We start from the raw sequence: 14,315 nt of genomic DNA on the forward strand, positions 1-14,315 counted from the left end.
CTGCACGCAGATGATTCTGTATCCCAAATAAATCGACACCCTAAATCAACTGCTGGGGTCAGACCCGGCGGGTCTGACCCCGGATTTTTGCTTTCGGGTTAGATTTTCACCCAGTTACCTTTATACAAAATCGGCCCCGTCGGTCCGTCCGGATTCGGCGAACCGCCTTTCGGCTCCAGGGTGACGGCCAGCAAGGCCACGTCGTTGCCGATGGCGCGCTGGGACAAGGCCAGTTTCACGTTGCCCTTGTCGGCCAATAAACCCAGGGAGCGCGGGTTGCCGCTCTTCGGCACGGCCCACAGTTCCAGGTCCTTATCGCTCGGTACGGGCGCGTTGCCGACCATGCGCACCTCAAGGGCGCCGTGGCGGCTGTCGGCCGTCAGCAGCAGGGCCGTTTGCGCCTTCTCGTCCGTCAGGCTGGCCACATAGCTGATTTGCGGCGCATCCATCACGCGCGTGGCCACGACGATGACCAGCAGCGCGGCGATGGCGCTCGACGTCATGCCCAGCGAACGCCAGAACGACAGCGAATCGCGCAACCACGACCAGCCGCCCTGCGGCTTCAGGTGCAGGCGCTGTTCGATCTGCTGCCACACGCGCTTGGGCGGCGCCACGGGCGTGGCAAATTCCGCCATCGGTTCCAGGCGCTGGCGCCATTCGGCCGTGATATTGCGCAAGTCGGCGTCGTTGTGCAGCCAGCCTTCGAAACGCCGCCGCGCGCCCCCTTTCAGCGTGCCCAGCACGTATTCGGACGCCAGTTTCTGGCGCAGGGTGTCATTGCCGCGGATATTCATGATGCCTCCCGTTTCGCCAGACACGTGCGCAGCCGTTCCAGGCTGCGGCGTATCCAGGTCTTCACGGTGCCGATCGGCAGCGACATCTGCTGCGCCACTTCGCTGTGCGACAGGTCATGATAGAACGCCAGGGCGACCACCTGCCGGTGCAGCCCTTCCAGGGCGGACATGCAAAACGCCAGCGCCTTGGCGTCACCGCTCAGTTGCAGTGACTCGATCGGCGTGGCCTGGGGGTCTCGGAGTGCATTCATGACTTCGCTATCAAACTGTTCGGCATCGATTTCCACGGTATCGTCGCTGCGCCGCAGCATATCGAACGCCTTGTTGCGCACGATGGTGGCCATCCAGGTCATCGGCGCCGCCAGATGGCTTTGATACGTGGCGGCGTTGTTCCAGATGGCGACGAAACCCTCTTGCAAGGCTTCTTCTGCGAGCTCTTGCTTATGCAATATACGCAGCGCGAAGCCAAACAGTTTCGATGAGGTGGAGTTATATAGCTGGCGGAACGCGGTGGCGTCCTTGTTGCCGGTGGCGAGCAGCCAGGTTTTCAGTTGCTGCGGGTCGAGCGATTGAGCGGCTAGGGGCACGGCTGGCCTTCACAAGGTGAGTGGGATCACGCCTGGGAAGGTTATAACAGGTTGATAACACTTGGCAACAAGGTTTTGTGCGGTGCCGAGCCTTAGCCGGCGATAGCAGATTCAAGCAGCTTGTGCAGTTCGGCGAATTCCGGCTTGCCCACGTAGCGCTTGAGGATCTTGCCCTGCTTGTCGAGCACGAAGGTGGTGGGCGTGAGGGCCACGTCGCCATACGCCTTGGCCGCCTCGCCCGTCACGTCGAGCGCCACCTTGAACGGCAGCTGGCGCGTTTCGGCGAAGTTCAGCACGTAGTTGGCCGGATCGTATTTCATGGCCACGGCCACGAATTCCAGTCCCTGCCCCTTGTACTTGTTGTAGGTGTCGACCATGTCCGGCATTTCCGCCACGCAGGTGGTGCACGAGGTGGCCCAGAAATTGACCATCACGACCTTGCCGCGCAGGCTCGCCGACGTGATTTTTTCGCCATGGATGCCGTGGAAGGTCACGTCCGGCGCGCTTTGCTTGTCATTGAGCGACAGATAGCCTGCCGCCGCCACGCCCGCCACGAGGACGGCGATCAGGGCTGGCTTGATCCAGGACTTGCTTGTGGATGGCGAAGTTGACATGGTTTTCATTTGAAAAGCGCGACGATGCGGCCATTATAGCCGTATCGCCGCATCAAAGCCGTAGGTCAAACGGAGGCGGCGTTCGGAGGCGGCGCTTATTGCTGCGCCGTGTCGCCGGTGCTGGTAGTGCGTGCTGGCGCCGGCTCGGGCTGCAATTGCTTCAGTTCCGCTTCCGAAATGTAGTCGAACAGCTTGACCACTTTCTGCACGCCGCCCACGCCGCGCGCCACGTCGGCCGCGACCGTGCCTTCGCGCTGGGTGACCCGGCCCATCAGGAAGACGGTGGCGTTTTCCGTGACGACCTTGAACGAGGCGGCCGAGATGGTTTTCATGTCGACCAGGCTGGCCTTGACCTTGGTGGTGATCAGCGCGTCGTTCGAGCGCGAGGTGTAGCTGGCCGGACCGGCGATGATCAATTCATTGGCCACCGATTCCACGCCTTCGATATTGCGCACTTCGCGCTCGACGGCATTTTTCATCGCCTCGTCGCGCACTTCGCCCGTCAGCAGGACGCGGCGGTTGAAGCTGGTGACGTTGACGTGGCCCACGTCGCCGACGATGGAGGGGATGCGCGACTCGCCTTTGAGGGCGATCGACTTGTCTTCGGTCTGGGCGCCCAGGGTGCGGCGGTCCGCTGCGGCAACGCCGCCCATCACCGCGCCGCCGACCATCAATTCGATGCAGCCGGTGAGCGAGGTAAGCATGGCGCCGCACAGCAGTGCGGTGGCCAGCGGGCGTTGTACGCGTTTCCAGCCTGGGCCAGTACCGAATTTAGTCATTCACGTCTCCTCCGAATAGCGCGACATCGATGCCGTCGCAGATGCAATGTATGGTGGTCAGGTGGACTTCCTGGATGCGCGCCGTGCGCTCGGCCGGCACGCAGATATGCACGTCGGCGTCCGTCAGCATCTTGCCGATGGCGCCGCCGTCCTTGCCCGTCAGCGCCACGACGCGCATTTCGCGCTCGAGCGCCGCTTCCACGGCGGCCATCACGTTGGCCGAATTGCCCGACGTGGAGATGGCCAGCAGGATATCGCCGGCTTGGCCGAAGGCCTGCACCTGCTTCGAGAAGATCTCGCGGTAGCTGTAGTCGTTGGCCACGGCCGTCAGGATCGACGTATCCGTCGTCAGCGCCAGGGCCGGCAGGGGAAAGCGCTCGCGTTCGAAGCGCCCGACCAGCTCGGCCGCGAAATGCTGGCAGTCGGCGGCGGAACCGCCGTTGCCGCAGGCGAGGATCTTGTTGCCGTTGGACAATGCATAAAACATCAGGTCGATCGCCTGCGCAATGGGTTGCGCCAGTACGGTGGCGGCCTGGATCTTGAGTTCGGCACTTTCGTGGAAGTGCGAGAGGATGCGTTGATTATTCATAGTCTGCCGATTATAGTGCAGGCGCGCGGCATGGCGGACAAGCACTGTTAAAAATGCTTACATATCGAGGATGTTCTTCAGCCAGCTGATGCGCCCGCCATCGATGGCCAGCGCGTCGAAACGGCAGGGCGGCACGGTTTTTTGCCCCAGCAGCCAGGTTTGCGCGGCCACCGTCATGCGCCGCTGCTTGGCTGGGGTGATGCTGGCCAGGGCGCCGCCGAAGGCCGCACTGCTGCGTAGCCGTACTTCGACGAAGACGACCGATGCGCCATCGCGCATGATCAGGTCCAGTTCGCCGCCCTTGCACAGATAGTTACGCTCCAGCAGCACCAGGCCTTGCAGCAGCAGATACGCGAGCGCATCGTCTTCCCCTTGCCGTCCCCGTGCCTGTTTATTCTGGAAAGGCAGGGGTGGCATGGCGTATCCTTATTGGGCCGGCGGCACGGCGACAGGCGCCGGCGCGGCCGGTGGCCAGGTGCCCAGCACGCCCTGCTGATAGGTGGCGGCCTGTTCCGTGCGCTCGAACACGCTTTGATCATTCTCGAAGCGCACGGCCAGACGGCCCGTCACGCCATCGAGGGTAAATGGCGCGTTCGGCCGCAGCGCCACTTCGCGCGCCACGCGGAAGGCATCGATGCCCAGCGCGTACAGACGTTCCATGTCGGCCGTCAGGCGGCGTTCGGCAGGCTGTTCCGGCTGTGGATACACCATCACTTGCGGATGGTCGCGCTGCACTTGCCATGGCAGGTCCAGCAGGCGCGCGCCGTCGAGTTCGGGGCCGCTGGCGCCGCGCCCGGCGCCGGGATTCAGTGACGAGGTGCCATACAGGGGCAAATCGCCGCCGATGGCTACGCGCAGCTGGCGCGCCTGGTCGGCGTCGAGCGCGGCAAACAGCAGGCCCGGCGGCGTGGCGGCCAGGCGCGCGCGCAGCTGCACCAGTTCCGCATCGCTCAGGTAGCCATTCGTGGCCGTCAAGTCCATCGTCTCGATCTTGCCGCCCTGGCGCAGCCATTCCTGCTTGAAGGCGGCGCTGATGCGGCGCTGCGAGGGCGAACCGGCCGACAGGATCAGCGCGCTGGCGCCCGGCTGTTCGCTGGCGGCCCAGGCGGCGACCTGGCGTGCTTCCGCCTCGATCGACAGGCCCATCACCAGCAGCTTGGCCGGCAGGCGCGCCTCGCCGCGGTTGTCCGGGTGGTTCAGGGCGATCGTCGGCTTGCGTACCAGGTCGCTATTCGCCACGGCCGTGACGGCCGAGCGCGACAAAGGACCGACGACGATGTCCTGCTCTTCCTGTGCTTGCGCAAATTTGTTCAGCACGTCGCTGCTGCCGTCGCCCGTATCGATCACCGTCACTTCAAAGCCGCTGCGGTCGCGTTCGTACGCGGCCATGAAGCCGGCGCGCAGCAATTCGGCGGCCGGCCCCAGGGAAGCGGAGCGCAGCGGCAGCAGCAGGCCGATGTGGTGGACCTTGCCGTCGGACGGCGCCGGCGCCGTGGCGGCCGGCATGTCTTGCGGCGTGCCGGTGGCCGGCTTGGTGTTGATGGGCGCCAACGGGGCGCCGTTGCCGTCGTAGGCGGTAATATCGGGCACAGCCACGGCAAACGTCACAGGTTCGGGTGCGGGCGGCTTGGGCGGCACGGGCGGAGGCAGCGGCTTCGGTGGCGGTAGCGCCCTTGTGTTAGATTCAATAGGCGCGCACAATTGCCCGGGCGCGTCGCAAGGCGTGCTGCAAGCGCTCAGCATGCCGGTCGCGGCACAAACAAGCAGTAACTTCACACTATTAGCAAGCATTTAACCTCCAAAATGACCGTACAAGAAATCAGTTCCATCGCCAGCCTGCCCATCATGACAGAGGCGGCGCACCAGGTCTATCCTATCGCAACATTGTATATAGTGGCCACGCCGATCGGTAATGTGACCGATATCAGCCTGCGCGCGCTGCATTTGCTGAGCCTTGCCGATGCCGTCGCCTGTGAAGATACGCGCAACACGGCGCACCTGCTGACGCGCTTTGGCTTGAACAAGCCTCTGATTGCGGCGCATCAACATAACGAACGCGAAGTGGCGCAGACCCTGATCGCCCGCCTGCACGCCGGCGAGCGCATCGCCCTCGTTTCCGACGCGGGCACGCCCGCCGTGTCCGACCCCGGCGCGCGCATCGTCGACGCCGTGCGCGCGGCCGGCCTGCGCGTGCTGCCCCTGCCCGGCCCGTCAGCGGCGATCACCGCCATTTCCGCCAGCGGCCTGTTGAACGACCAGTTCTACTTTGTCGGCTTCCTGCCAGCCAAGGCCAAGCAGCGTGAAAACATGCTGCACAGCTTGCGCGGCGTGACGGCGACGATGGTGTTTTATGAGGCGCCGCACCGCATCCTCGATTGCGCTACGGCCCTGGTGGAAGCGTTCGAACCGACGCGCCAGGTGGTGTTCGCGCGCGAGCTGACGAAACTGTTCGAGGAAATCCACCGCTGTCCCCTGTCCGAAGCGGAAAGCTGGATCCGCGCCGACGCGCACCGCGAAAAGGGAGAATTCGTCGTCCTGCTGGAAGGGGCGACGGAAGCGCAGGACGCGGAAGACGTGGAAGCGGAGCGCATTCTGAACATCTTGCTGGCCGAATGCAGCGTCAAGCAGGCGGCGAATCTGACGGCGCAGATCACGGGCCGCAAGAAAAACGCCTTGTATGAGCGGGCCTTGCAGTTGAAGGGGCAGGAATAAAGTGACCGCGAAATACCCAGATTGGGTATGGTCGTACCCAATCTGGGTATGTTGTCAGGCTCACCACTTGCAGCCGCTATCCTTCTTGTCCAACAACATCAACACGGGCGCCAGCAAGCCTGCGCCTGAGTAGGCGGTGCGGCAATCGCCGCGCTTGCCTTGCGCGATGTCGCGCGCCAGCTGGGTTTCCGTTTGCAGCGGCTTGTCGGGAATTTGCCCCACGGCCGTGCCCACCTTGGATGGATCGCGCTCGCCCGCCATCTTGCGCGCCGTCCTCCTGGCCGCTTCCATGTCGAATTTCGGGGTTTCTTGCGTGATGGTATCGGGACTGGCCGCCGGCGTGGCCGGTGATGCCGGCACGACCGTGATGGCTTGCGGGGTCGATGCTGGCGCCGTGGCCGCCGCCGGCGTTTCCCGGGCAGTGGCGAGTTTCGGCTTGCTGATGGGCTTGGGCTCGCGCTTCGGCTTGACGACTTCGACGGGCGGCGGGGGCGGCCTGGCGGCCAGCGGACGTATCCACACGGCGATCGACTCCACGCGCGGGGCCGTGTCCGGTGGCGCTGCTGGCTGCACGTGGCGCCACAGAGTGATCAAGGCGCCATGCAGCAGCAAGGACACGGCGATGCCCAGCACGATGCCGCGGCGGTTCGGCACGGGCTGGCCGCCGCCGCTTCTTTCTATCCTGAACTCCATTGCCGTCGTCGCCTTCATGTCTGATCGGGAAAACTTGCCAAGCCAGTGTCGCATATTTCCGGCATGTTGAAAAATACATGGGTCTTAGTGCCGCGCGTAAATAATTTACACAGAGTTTCACCTGACCCTTGACCGAAGTCGATACGGCCTGTATTATCTTGGTCTTCGGAGTGTGGCGCAGCCCGGTAGCGCACCTGGTTTGGGACCAGGGGGTCCAAGGTTCGAATCCTTGTACTCCGACCAAATTTGTAGAAAAAAACCCAAGAGTTTAGGCTCTTGGGTTTTTTTTCGTCCGTACGGTCGGGATCGGCCGGGGTAGGTCGGGTTAGCGCGCAGCGCGTAACCCGACAACAGTGTTGACCCTGGCCCTGGTGGCGTCGGATTACGCGCGGCCTTGCCGCGCTAGTCCGACCTACGCTCAAACAGCGGCGCGCTTCGCCGCAATGGCGTTGCCGGCGCGGCTCGACCCCTTGCGCCCCAGCTGCTGCGAGATGAACTGCCCCGCGTCCACCACCAGGTCCAGGTCGATGCCGGTGGCGATCCCCAGCCCCTGCATCATGTACAGCACGTCCTCGGTGGCCACGTTGCCGGTGGCGCCCTTGGCGTACGGGCAGCCGCCCAGGCCGGACACGGACGAGTGATAGATGGCGATGCCCGTTTCCAGGCTGGCGTAGATATTCGCCAGCGCCTGGCCATAGGTATCGTGGAAGTGGCCGGACAGCCCGTCCACGTGAAAGGCGGCAATCGCGCGCTCCATCACCGCCTGCGTCTTGCGCGGCGTGGCCACGCCGATGGTGTCGGCGATGTCGATCTCGTCGCAACCGAGGTCGCGCATGCGGCCCACCACGTCGGCCACGGCGTCCAGCGGCACGTCTCCCTGGTAGGGGCAGCCGAAAGCGCAGCTGATGCTGCCGCGCAGGCGCAGGCCGTGTTCCTTGGCCGCTTTCGCCACGCCTTCGAAGCGGGCGATCGATTCGGCGATCGAGCAGTTGATGTTCTTTTGCGAGAAGGCCTCGGACGCAGAACCGAAGATCACCACTTCATCGGCCTTCGCCGCCAGCGCTGCGTCAAAGCCTTGCATGTTCGGCGTCAGCGCCGAATAAATCGTGCCGGCGCGGCGCGCGATCTTTTCCATCACTTCCGCGCTGGTGGCCATCTGCGGCACCCATTTCGGCGAGACGAACGACGCCGCCTCGATATTGGCGAAGCCGGCCTGCGTCAGGCGGTCGACCAGTTCGATCTTGACGGCGGCGCTGATGGTTTCCTTTTCGTTTTGCAGGCCGTCGCGCGGGCCCACTTCGACGATCTTGACCTGCTTGGGCAGACTGGTAGTAGGGTTCATCTCAATATCCTTGCAAACGGTTGACGATGCCGGCGACGACTTCTCCGGCTTGCAGGCGGCGCATCTTGGCGGCGATCTGCGCCACGCTTTCGCGGCGCAGGGTGGCGGCTGAAATATGCGGCGTGATGGTGATGCGCGGTTCTTGCCAGAACGGGTGCTGCTGCGGCAGCGGCTCGTTGCGGAACACGTCAAGTGTCGCGCCGGCGATATGCCCTGAGCGGATCAGCGTCAGCAAATCTGGTTCGGCGATATGCGCGCCGCGCGCCACGTTGATGACGTAGGCGCCTGGCAGCAGCATCGACAGGCGGGTGCGGTCGAGCAGGTTGTGCGTGTCGGGCGTGAGCGGCAGCATGCACACGAGCACGCGCGTACCGCGCAAAAATGCTTCGAGCCCCTCTTCGCCTGCATAGCATTGCACGCCATCGGCATGTTTTGGGCTGCGGCTCCATCCGCGCAGCGGGAATTCGAACTGCGCCAGCGCTTGCAGCACGCGCGTGCCCAGCACGCCCATGCCCAGCACGCCGACGGGGAAATCCGTCTTGTCGAAGGCAGGCAGCGGCTGCCAGATGCCGGCGCGGCCCTGCGCCTCGTAATCGTCGAAACGGCGGAAGTGGCGCAGCACGGCGTGGCTTACATATTCGGCCATTTGCACGCCCATGCCCGCGTCATCGAGACGGACCAGCGGCACATGGGCCGGCAGCGCGTCGCCAAACTTCAACAGCGCGTCGACGCCGGCGCCCGTGTTGAAAATGGCCTTGACGTTCGCCAGTTCGGGCAGCATGGCGGCGGGCGGCTGCCACACGACGGCGTAGTCGCATGGTTCAACCGCTTCGCCTTCGCGCCAGAAGATAATGTCGGCTTCGGGCAGCAAGCCGCGCAAGTCGCTGATCCACGCCGCTTCCTTGCCGTCCGAACGTTGTAACAGGATGCGCATGTGCTTACCTTTATGCGGCAGCCTTGAAGGCCAGCAGCGGCGCACCATCGGCCACCTGGTCGCCGACCGCATACAGCACGTCTTCCACCAGACCGTCGTGCGGCGCGGCGATCGTGTGCTCCATCTTCATCGCTTCCATGATGACCAAAGGCTCGCCCTTCTTGACGTCCTGGCCCTTGTTCACCAGTACGGCGACGACCTTGCCCGGCATCGGCGCCGTCAGTCGCCCGCCCTCCGCTTCCACTTCGCCCGCATGCGCCATCGGATCGTTGTAGTGCAGGGTGTGGTGCAAGCCGTTGGTAAATACGTGGAACTGCTCACCGTCGCGCAGCACGGTGCCATGTACGGCACGCTCGCCCAGCTTGATGTGCAGCTCGTTGCCTGTGTGCGCCGTCAGGCTCAAGGGATGGCCGTTGAACAGCCAGCCATCCGTCTTGTAGGCAACGCGTGCCGCGTAGGCCTTGCCCTCGCCGGCCAAGGTGAATTCATCGGCGAACGACAGGCTGCGACCCAGGGTGCTGTTCAGACGCCAGCCCAGGGCATTGCCCCACGGGTCGGCGCGGTGGGCCGATTGCGTTTCGGCCGCCGCTTTTTCTTCCAGCAGCAGGGCGACGGACGCCAGTGCTAGGGCCGTGTCGGGCGCCGCCTGCAGGGCGGGGAACAGCGACGCTTGATTGCGCTCGATGAGGCCCGTATCGAGATCGGCGCTGGCAAATGCCTGGCCTTCGACGAGGCGTTTCAAAAAGGCGATATTGCTGGCCAGGCCGACGATCTGGTAGTCGGACAGCGCCTGCGCCATGCGTGCCAGCGCTTCGCGACGGTCCGCGCCCCAGACAATCAGCTTGGCGATCATCGGGTCATAGAATGGCGAGATCGCATCGCCTTCGCGCACGCCCGAATCGATGCGCACGGCGGCGGGAACTGTCGTGCCACCGAGCTCGAACGTGACGGCCGACGGCGACTGCATGTGGCGCAGGGTGCCGATCGATGGCAGGAAACCCTTCTCCGGATTTTCCGCATAGATGCGCGCTTCGATGGCGTGGCCGTGGATCGTCAGTTCATTTTGTTTTTTCGGCAGCGGTTCGCCAAAGGCGACGCGCAGCTGCCATTCCACCAGGTCGGTGCCGGTGATCATTTCCGTCACCGGGTGTTCCACCTGCAGGCGCGTGTTCATCTCCATGAAGTAGAACGAGCCATCCTGGTTGGCGATGAATTCCACCGTGCCCGCACCGACATAGCCGACGGCCTTGGCGGCGGCGACGGCTGCTTCGCCCATGGCGGCGCGGCGCTCGGCAGACATGCCCGGCGCCGGTGCTTCTTCCAGCACTTTCTGGTGACGGCGCTGCACCGAGCAATCGCGCTCGAACAAATAAATGCAGTTGCCCAGGGTATCGGCAAACACCTGGATTTCGATATGCCGCGGACGCGACAGGTATTTTTCGGCCAGCACCTTGTCGTCGCCGAAAGAGCTGATCGCTTCGCGCTTGCACGAGGCCAGCGCGGCCTTGAAATCATCGGAATGCTCGATGACGCGCATGCCCTTGCCACCGCCACCGGCCGAGGCCTTCAGCAGGACGGGGTAGCCGATCTTGTCGGCCTGCCCATGCAGGAAGTCCGCATCCTGTTCTTCGCCGTGGTAGCCGGGCACCAGCGGCACATTGGCTTTTTCCATCAGCGACTTGGCGGCCGACTTCGAACCCATGGCGCGCATGGCCGATGCCGGCGGACCGATGAAGACGAGGCCCGCTGCCTGACAGGCGTCGGCGAAGTCGGCGTTCTCGGAGAGGAAACCATAGCCGGGGTGGATCGCCTGCGCACCTGTCGCCAGCGCCACGGCGATGATCTTGTCGCCGCACAGATAGCTTTCCTTGGCCGGCGCGGGGCCGATCAAGACGGCTTCGTCGCACACGGCGACGTGCTTGGCATTGGCGTCCGCTTCCGAATACACGGCGACGGTCTGGATGCCCATGCGGCGCGCGGTAGCGGCGACACGGCAAGCGATTTCGCCGCGGTTGGCGATCAGGATTTTAGTGAACATGGTCTCTCTCTCTATTCTCTCAAAAAGGGGCAGCTGTCTCTTGGCGGACCTTGTCTGCTGGTGTGTCGGCTTACGCGCTACGCGCCAAACCGACCTACGCATTGGTGAGGCTGGATATCGTAGGTCGGGTCAGCCGGCACGGCGTAACCCGACAAGGCTGTCATCAGCAGCCGCACTTCTCTTTCTGTACCGATTCGAGCATGGCGCCGCGCGTCTGCAAGCCCAGTTTGCCCAGCAAGACGCGGTCGTCTTCCGCTTCCGGGTTGTCGGTGGTGAGCAGCTTGTCGCCGTAGAAGATGGAGTTGGCGCCAGCCAGGAAGCACATGGCTTGCACGGCTTCGCCCATCTGGCGGCGGCCGGCCGACAAACGCACGCGCGCTTTCGGCATGGTGATGCGGGCCACGGCGATCGTGCGCACGAATTCGAACGGGTCCAGCGCTTCCAGGCCAAACAAAGGCGTGCCTTCCACCTGCACCAGGTGGTTGACGGGCACCGATTCCGGGTACGGATTCAGGTTCGCCAGCTGGGCGATCAGGCCCGCGCGTTGCAAGCGCGTCTCGCCCATGCCGACGATGCCGCCGCAGCATACTTTCAAGCCCGCTTCGCGCACGCGGCCCAGGGTGTCCAGGCGGTCCTGGTATTCGCGCGTCGAGATGACGTTGTCGTAGAACTCGGGCGCCGTATCGAGGTTGTGGTTATAGAAGTCCAGGCCCGCGTTTTTCAGGCGGTCCGCTTGTCCCTCTTCCAGCATGCCCAAGGTGGCGCAGGTTTCCAGGCCCAGCGCTTTGACTTTGCTGACCATTTCTTCGACCTTGTCCATGTCGCGGTCCTTCGGGCCACGCCAGGCGGCGCCCATGCAGAAGCGCGTGGCGCCGTTGGCTTTCGCCTGGCGGGCCGCGTCGAGCACGGTGTCGATGTCGAGAATTTTTTTTGCTTCCACGCCCGTGTCGTAGCGGGCCGCCTGCGGGCAGTAGCCGCAGTCTTCCTCGCAGCCGCCCGTCTTGATCGACAACAGGGTCGCCAGTTCCACGTCGCCGTCCGGGAAGTTGATGCGGTGGGTTTGCTGGGCCTTGAACATCAGGTCATTGAATGGCAGGTCGAACAGGGCCAGCACATCATCGATGGGCCAGGTGGCCGCTTCGGGCAGGGTGATGCGCGCCGCAGGGCGGTGCAGTTCGACGGTTTTTGCTGCTTCTTGGACTACGGACATGGTGATTCCTTCGCTTCTATTTTTGGATACGATTAATTGTTTGGTTTAAGTGTTCGACTGTTGCGCCGGCCAGTTGGGCAAGCCGGTGAAATCGAGATACGCCGCCGCCGCTTGTGCGCTCGGCTGCGCCAGGCGCGGTACCCTGCCCAGCAGCGGCGCCGGGATGCGCTCGATCAGCGCATCGATATTTTCGTCGAGGAAGCGCATTTCCACTTCCAGGGTGTTGGCGACCCAGCCGATGACCGTCAAGCCACGCGCTTCGATGGCTTCCACCGTCAGCAAGGCCTGGCTGATGCAGCCCAGACGCATGCCGACCACGAGGATCACGGGCAGATCGAGCTGCTGCGCCAGGTCGGCCGAATCGAAATCGCTGGAGAGCGGCACGCGGAAGCCGCCCACGCCTTCGACCACGACGGCGTCCGAGGCGGCGGCAATTTCCAGGTAGGCGGCCAGGATCGGCACGGACTCGATGCTCACGCCTTCAAGCGCGGCGGCGATGTGCGGCGCGGCCGGCTCCTTCAGCATATAGGGCGTCGTCAGGCTGCGCAGCATGGTGACGTTGCCGGCGGCGATCAGGCTGTCGGCGTCTTCATTATGCAGTTCGCCGTCGCGCATTTCGGCGCCGGCAGCCACGGGCTTCATGCCGCAGGCGCGCACGCCGCGCGCGACCAGCGCGTGCAGCAGGGCCGACGACGTCAAGGTCTTGCCGATTTCCGTGTCGGTGCCGGTGACGAAACAGGCAAAGCGCGATGGCAGGCCGGTGGCCGCCGGCGCCGTTTGCACGGCCGGCGCCAGGTCCGCCAGCACGTCCGCCACGATAGGGTCATCAAGGCTCATGGCGAGTCCTTTCCAGGGTGTTGACTGCGTTGATCAATTGCGCCACTTCCTGCGCCGTGTGGCCGGCCGACAGGGTCACGCGCAGGCGCGCCGACCCCGCCGGCACGGTGGGCGGGCGGATGGCGCCGACCCACAGTCCCTGCTGGTACAGTTGGGCGGCGACGGCCAGCATGTCCGCATTCTCGCCGATGATGACTGGCTGAATGGCGGTCACCGACGGCAAGGCTTGCCAGCGCTGCAGCTGCAAGCCGTCGTTCCATTGCGTCACCAGCGCCGCCAAGTGAGCCCGGCGTTGTTTTCCTTCTTCACCGGCGATGATGTCCAGGCTGGCCAGCAGCGCATGCGCCAGCGCGGGCGGGGCCGCCGTCGTGAAGATGTAGGGGCGCGCCTTCTGGATCAGGGTGTCGATCACGGCTTCGTGCGCGCACACAAAGGCGCCGCCCACGCCGGCCGATTTGCCCAGGGTGCCCACATACACGAGGTAGGGCGAACGCAGATTGAAATGTTCGAGCGCGCCACGGCCATCGGCTCCCAGCGCGCCGAATCCGTGCGCGTCATCGACCACCAGCCAGGCGCCATAGCGCTCGCACAGGGCCAGCAGCGCTGGCAGCGGCGCCAGGTCGCCATCCATGCTGAAGACGCTGTCGGTGACGACGATTTTCGTCTGTGCCATGCTGGCCGCCAGCAGGGCCGCCAAGGCATCGAGGTCCGCGTGCGGATACACGCGCGTCTTGACGCGGGCCAGGCGCGTGCCGTCGATCAGCGAAGCGTGGTTCAGCGCTTCCGAAAAAATCTCGGTATCCGCATCGCCCGCCGACAGGGCCGTCAGCACAGCCAGGTTGGCCATGTAGCCGGTGCAGAAATACAGGGCACGCGCCTGTTCCAGGTTGGCGCCAACGAACGCCGCCAGCCGCTCTTCCAGCTGCGCGTGCGCGCGGCTGTGGCCACTGATCAAATGCGAAGCGCCGCTGCCGGCGCCATACAGGTCGGCGCCCTCTTTCAGCGCTTCCACGATGCGCGGATGCGCGGCCAGGCCCAGGTAGTCATTGCTGCAAAAGGCCAGCATCTTGCGCCCATCGACCGTCAGGTGCGGCGCGCACGGCGTGTCGACGGTGCGGCGGCGGCGGATCAGGCTGCGTTCTTCCAGCCCTTGCAACTGCTGTTGTAATCGCGCGATCAGTTCCAT

At 64.4% G+C, this 14,315-nt stretch carries 15 protein-coding genes and 1 tRNA gene; 2 read left to right on the forward strand and 14 right to left on the reverse strand.

Annotated features, from left to right (window positions below):
- Window positions 1-98 precede the first annotated feature (98 nt).
- From ASN89_RS09660 to ASN89_RS09690, 7 genes are all read right to left on the reverse strand, one after another.
- Window positions 99-794, reverse strand: a complete 696-nt coding sequence (locus ASN89_RS09660) for an anti-sigma factor domain-containing protein (RefSeq protein ID WP_058049118.1) — start codon at window positions 792-794, stop codon at window positions 99-101.
- The gene (locus ASN89_RS09665) at window positions 791-1,381 is read right to left on the reverse strand and encodes a sigma-70 family RNA polymerase sigma factor (RefSeq protein WP_058049119.1); all 591 of its coding nucleotides are present in this window, start codon (window positions 1,379-1,381) and stop codon (window positions 791-793) included. Before ASN89_RS09665 ends, ASN89_RS09660 begins: the two co-directional genes overlap by 4 nt.
- A 92-nt stretch (window positions 1,382-1,473) precedes the next feature.
- On the reverse strand, window positions 1,474-1,995 hold the full coding sequence (locus ASN89_RS09670) for a peroxiredoxin family protein (protein ID WP_058049120.1): 522 nt from the start codon (window positions 1,993-1,995) through the stop codon (window positions 1,474-1,476).
- A 95-nt stretch (window positions 1,996-2,090) separates the two neighbouring features.
- Complete coding sequence (locus ASN89_RS09675; RefSeq protein WP_046681755.1) at window positions 2,091-2,774, reverse strand: BON domain-containing protein; 684 nt, start codon at window positions 2,772-2,774, stop codon at window positions 2,091-2,093.
- The gene (locus tag ASN89_RS09680; protein ID WP_034752465.1) at window positions 2,767-3,363 is read right to left on the reverse strand and encodes a phosphoheptose isomerase; all 597 of its coding nucleotides are present in this window, start codon (window positions 3,361-3,363) and stop codon (window positions 2,767-2,769) included. Before ASN89_RS09680 ends, ASN89_RS09675 begins: the two co-directional genes overlap by 8 nt.
- 57 nt (window positions 3,364-3,420) lie before the next feature.
- Window positions 3,421-3,780 carry a YraN family protein gene (locus ASN89_RS09685; protein ID WP_058049121.1) on the reverse strand — a complete coding sequence of 120 codons (360 nt, stop codon included), beginning with the start codon at window positions 3,778-3,780 and terminating at the stop codon, window positions 3,421-3,423.
- 9 nt (window positions 3,781-3,789) lie between these two features.
- Entirely contained in the window at window positions 3,790-5,001 is a 1,212-nt protein-coding gene (locus ASN89_RS09690) for a penicillin-binding protein activator (RefSeq protein ID WP_082654499.1), read from the reverse strand.
- A 165-nt stretch (window positions 5,002-5,166) separates the two neighbouring features.
- Here ASN89_RS09690 and rsmI point away from each other — a divergent pair, with 165 nt between their 5' ends.
- Window positions 5,167-6,075, forward strand: coding sequence for a 16S rRNA (cytidine(1402)-2'-O)-methyltransferase (rsmI, locus tag ASN89_RS09695; RefSeq protein WP_046681752.1), 909 nt, complete (start codon window positions 5,167-5,169; stop codon window positions 6,073-6,075).
- A 60-nt stretch (window positions 6,076-6,135) separates the two neighbouring features.
- Here the strand turns inward: rsmI and ASN89_RS09700 are convergent, their stop codons facing one another.
- Entirely contained in the window at window positions 6,136-6,786 is a 651-nt protein-coding gene (locus ASN89_RS09700; RefSeq protein ID WP_058049123.1) for a hypothetical protein, read from the reverse strand.
- A gap of 148 nt (window positions 6,787-6,934) precedes the next feature.
- Here ASN89_RS09700 and ASN89_RS09705 point away from each other — a divergent pair.
- Window positions 6,935-7,011: transfer RNA gene (locus ASN89_RS09705), tRNA-Pro, on the forward strand.
- 175 nt (window positions 7,012-7,186) lie between these two features.
- Here ASN89_RS09705 and ASN89_RS09710 read toward each other — a convergent pair.
- The 6 genes from ASN89_RS09710 to bioF all read right to left on the reverse strand — a co-directional run bounded on the left by ASN89_RS09710 (window position 7,187) and on the right by bioF (window position 14,315).
- Window positions 7,187-8,110: a hydroxymethylglutaryl-CoA lyase gene (locus ASN89_RS09710; RefSeq protein ID WP_058049124.1), complete on the reverse strand. Its 924-nt coding sequence runs from the start codon at window positions 8,108-8,110 to the stop codon at window positions 7,187-7,189.
- Between the two features lies 1 nt (window position 8,111).
- Window positions 8,112-9,044, reverse strand: a complete 933-nt coding sequence (locus ASN89_RS09715; RefSeq protein WP_058049125.1) for a 2-hydroxyacid dehydrogenase — start codon at window positions 9,042-9,044, stop codon at window positions 8,112-8,114.
- A 10-nt stretch (window positions 9,045-9,054) separates the two neighbouring features.
- Window positions 9,055-11,082: an acetyl/propionyl/methylcrotonyl-CoA carboxylase subunit alpha gene (locus tag ASN89_RS29850; RefSeq protein WP_058049126.1), complete on the reverse strand. Its 2,028-nt coding sequence runs from the start codon at window positions 11,080-11,082 to the stop codon at window positions 9,055-9,057.
- 163 nt (window positions 11,083-11,245) lie between these two features.
- Window positions 11,246-12,292 carry a biotin synthase BioB gene (gene bioB / locus ASN89_RS09725; protein WP_046681747.1) on the reverse strand — a complete coding sequence of 349 codons (1,047 nt, stop codon included), beginning with the start codon at window positions 12,290-12,292 and terminating at the stop codon, window positions 11,246-11,248.
- 45 nt (window positions 12,293-12,337) lie between these two features.
- Window positions 12,338-13,129 (reverse strand): dethiobiotin synthase, encoded by a 792-nt coding sequence (bioD, locus tag ASN89_RS09730; protein WP_058049127.1) that lies wholly within the window; start codon window positions 13,127-13,129, stop codon window positions 12,338-12,340.
- The gene (bioF, locus tag ASN89_RS09735; protein WP_058049128.1) at window positions 13,119-14,315 is read right to left on the reverse strand and encodes an 8-amino-7-oxononanoate synthase; all 1,197 of its coding nucleotides are present in this window, start codon (window positions 14,313-14,315) and stop codon (window positions 13,119-13,121) included. Before bioF ends, bioD begins: the two co-directional genes overlap by 11 nt.

Origin of the sequence: Janthinobacterium sp. Ant5-2-1 (assembly GCF_001445815.1) — a bacterium.
Lineage (GTDB): Bacteria > Pseudomonadota > Gammaproteobacteria > Burkholderiales > Burkholderiaceae_D > Janthinobacterium > Janthinobacterium lividum_E.